Origin of the sequence: Sphingomonas sp. (genome assembly GCF_040398505.1) — a bacterium.
Taxonomy (GTDB): Bacteria; Pseudomonadota; Alphaproteobacteria; order Sphingomonadales; family Sphingomonadaceae; genus Sphingomonas.
Genome location: NZ_JBBATX010000113.1, coordinates 1 through 3,571 on the forward strand (window position 1 = coordinate 1; position 3,571 = coordinate 3,571).

General features: G+C 63.9%; 3 protein-coding genes. All 3 read left to right on the forward strand.

All coding sequences use genetic code 11. The features are described from left to right. Positions 1-675, forward strand: a 675-nt coding sequence (locus tag ABWP09_RS12200; protein ID WP_353205402.1) for an Hsp70 family protein, incomplete at its 5' end; no start/stop codon positions are given. Between the two features lie 68 nt (positions 676-743). Further along, entirely contained in the window at positions 744-1,862 is a 1,119-nt protein-coding gene (gene dnaJ / locus ABWP09_RS12205) for a molecular chaperone DnaJ (protein ID WP_353205403.1), read from the forward strand. Positions 1,863-1,941: 79 nt separating this feature from the next. Next, a complete protein-coding gene (locus ABWP09_RS12210; protein WP_353205404.1) occupies positions 1,942-3,384 on the forward strand; it encodes a S41 family peptidase in 1,443 nt (480 codons plus the stop codon). Positions 3,385-3,571: the final 187 nt, after the last annotated feature.

Genomic DNA, 3,571 nt, shown 5'->3' on the forward strand with positions numbered 1-3,571 from the left:
CGCAACACCACGATCCCGACCAAGAAGTCGCAGACCTATTCGACCGCCGACGACAACCAGCAGGCGGTCACCATCCGCGTGTTCCAGGGCGAGCGCGAAATGGCGGCGGATAACAAGATGCTTGGCCAGTTCGACCTGGTCGGGATCCCGTCCGCACCGCGCGGCGTGCCGCAGATCGAGGTTACGTTCGACATCGATGCCAACGGTCTCGTCAACGTCTCCGCCAAGGACAAGGGGACGGGCAAGGAGCAGCAGATCCGCATCCAGGCCTCGGGTGGCCTGTCCGAGCGCGACATCGAGCAAATGGTGCGCGATGCCGAGCAGTTTGCCGAGGACGACAAGAAGCGGCGCGAGGCGGCCGAAGCGCGCAACACGCTCGACGGGTTGGTCCACACGACCGAGCGTCAGCTGGCCGACAATGGCGACAAGGTCGACGCGGCGTTGAAGGGCGAAATCGAGGCGGCGATCGTCGCTGCCAAGACCGTGCTTGAAGGCGACGATGCGGCGGCGATGAAGGCCGAAAGCGAGAAGTTCCAGCAGGTCGCGATGAAGCTTGGCCAGGCGATCTACGAGAAGCAGGCGCAGGCCGAGGCATCGCCTGCACCGGGTGCAGACGCGCCGAAGGAGGACGTGGTCGACGCGGAATTCTCCGAAGTCGATGATACCAAAGCGTAAAAACTGATGCGCACCTCCCGTCATCCGTGCACTAGTGGCGCGGATGACGGGCAGGGCTGGGGCCGAGTATGACGACCGAAGTTGATTTCTACGAGCTGCTGGAATGCGAGCGCAATGCCGACGATGGCACGCTCAAATCGTCCTATCGCCGCCTTGCGATGCGCTACCATCCGGACAAAAATCCCGGCTGCAGCGATTCCGAGGCGCGCTTCAAGTCGATCAGCGAAGCCTATGACTGTCTGAAGGACCCGCAAAAGCGCGCGGCCTATGATCGCTATGGCCATGCCGCGTTCAAGCAGCAGGGCGGCGGTGGCGGCGGTGGCGCGCAGGATTTTAGCGCGTTTTCGGATATTTTCGAAAACATCTTCGGCGAGTTTATGGGTGGCCAGCGCGGCGGCGCGGCCGCGCCGCGGCGTGGCGCGGACTTGCGCTACGACATGGAAATCTCGCTCGAAGACGCCTTCCACGGCAAATCGACCGAAATCACGATCGATGTCACCGGCGTGTGCGATATCTGCAACGGCAGCGGCGCGACCAAGGGGACCTCGGCCAAAGCGTGCGCGACGTGCCACGGCCACGGCAAGGTGCGCGCGCAGCAAGGCTTTTTCGTGGTCGAGCGGACCTGCCCGTCCTGCCACGGTGCCGGCCAGACGATCGCCGATCCGTGCGGCAATTGCCGGGGTGAGGGGCGCGTCGACAAGACCAAGACGCGCGCCGTCAACATTCCGCCCGGCGTCGATGAGGGCACGCGCGTCCGCTTGACCGGAGAGGGCGAAGCCGGCTTGCGCGGTGCGCCCGCTGGCGACCTCTACATTTTCCTCCACGTCGCGCGGCATCCGCTGTTCGAACGCGACGGGACGACCCTGTTCGCGCGCACCCCGATCAGCTTCACCACCGCCTCGCTTGGCGGGGAAATCCATATTCCGGGCCCCGATGGCGTCCGCCATCCGATCAAAATTCCGGCGGGCACGCAAAGCGGCCGCGAATTGCGGCAGCGTGGCGCGGGCATGCCGGTGTTGCAGGGGCGCGGGCGCGGCGATCTCGTCATCCGCATCGAAGTCGAAACGCCGAGCAACCTGACTGGCCGTCAGCGCGAATTGCTTGAGGAATTCCGCGCGACCGAAACCGGCAAGGAATGCCCGCAGACCAGCGGATTTTTCAAGAAAATGAAGGGCGCGTGGGGATAATCGTTCGGGGCTTTCGGGGGGAAGTATGCGGGGTTTTGGGGCTTTTCTGACGGCATTTTCTGCGCTTGCGGCGATCGGTGTGGTCTCACCCATGATCGTCGCGGCACAGGAGGCACCGCCAGCGGATCGCGCCACGACCAATCTGCGCGACTTCGATTTCGTGGTCGACAAGATTACCGCGAACTATGCTGGCTGGGATACCAAGGTAACCCCCGCCACACGCGCGCAGCTCGCCGCTTTGACCGCGCAATTGCGCGCCAAGGCCGCGACCGCGAGCGATGCCGAACTTACCGCGTTGCTCGTCGAATGGGTCGATTTCTTCAAGGATCGCCATATCCGCGTCTTTGCGCAACCGGCGCCTTCGGCCCCGGCAAGCGCGGCGGTGGTGACGCAAAACTATCCATCGCGCCCGCTAACCGAAGCACAGGCGCGGGCGCGGTTTGCTGCGCTGGGCAAGACGCGTGATCCGATCGAGGGTATCTGGCGGATCGGCGGCGACCGCTATCGCGTCGCGATCTTGCGGGATCCAGGAAACGCTCGCGTATTCACCGCAGCCGTGCTCACCACGATGGCCGGAAACTGGCATCCCGGGCAGATCAAGGCGGAGATCACGCGCGATGCCGCCGGAGCGCTTCAGATGCTCTATCGGACCGGCGCGCACGGTGAAGAGAAGGTTGGAGCCGAGCTCGTCGCGGCGGGTGCCGCTATCGCCGTAACCGGCTGGGGGACGTGGGCGCGCGAATTGCCTGTCGTGGCGGACGCCGACATCGTCGCACGGCAATTCCCGTCGGACGACCTTTTCCTCAAGGCGCTTTCTCCGAAAACGCTATGGTTGCGCATCCCGGATTTCGACCCGAGCCGCGCTGCGCCGTTGAAGGCGCTGCTCGCCGCGCACAAGGCCCAGATCGACAAGACTCCCAATCTGGTGATTGACCTGCGTGGCAATGGCGGGGGGAGCGATTTTGTGTGCGAGCCGCTGCTGCCGCTCGTCTACACGCGCCCGGTCTATACGATCGGGATCGAAATGCGCGCGAGCCAGGACAACATCGCGCTACGCCGCAAAGTCGCCGACGATATTCGCGTCGAGGCACCCGACGTAGCCGCGAATTTGGACATACCGAACAAGCAGATGGCGGGCAATTTCGGAGGCTACTTCCGGCCTGATCCGCTGCCCTTCTCGATCGACCGGCTGCCGACAGTTGTGCCATATCCGAAGCGAGTCGCCGTGCTGGTCGACGGTGCCGGGAGTACTGCCGAGCAATTCCTGCTGGCGCTGCGGCAAAGCGGCAAGGTGACGCTGATGGGCCAGAGCAATTCAGCCGGTGTGCTCGATTTCGCGAATGTTGTCGGCATGCCGACCCCGTCGGGGCGCTTTCGGCTGCAATGGGCGACATCGCGGACGCTGCGTCTGCCCGGTGATCGGGTTGATCCGGATGGCATCGCGCCTGATATTCGAATTCCTACGGGGGAAAAGGACCCCATCACGCACGCAGCTAAGTGGCTGGAACGTCAGGTCGATTGATCCCGTCGGCCCTGGCCGCCCCGACATAAGAAGGGGCGGTTGGGCTGACAGGTCAGAGGATCAACGTCACCTCAACCAACAGCGCGACGCCTGCGGCGGCGATCAAGCCACTGGCAAGCTTTTCCAAAATACGCATCGTTGAGTCTCCGTGTGCCGGTTCGTTCCGGCTCCGACACATTTGGAGATT

What these genes read in the sequence shown, in the direction of transcription:
- dnaJ (WP_353205403.1), top strand. Translation starts at nt 744, where the DNA reads ATGACGACCGAAGTTGATTTCTACGAGCTGCTGGAATGCGAGCGCAAT.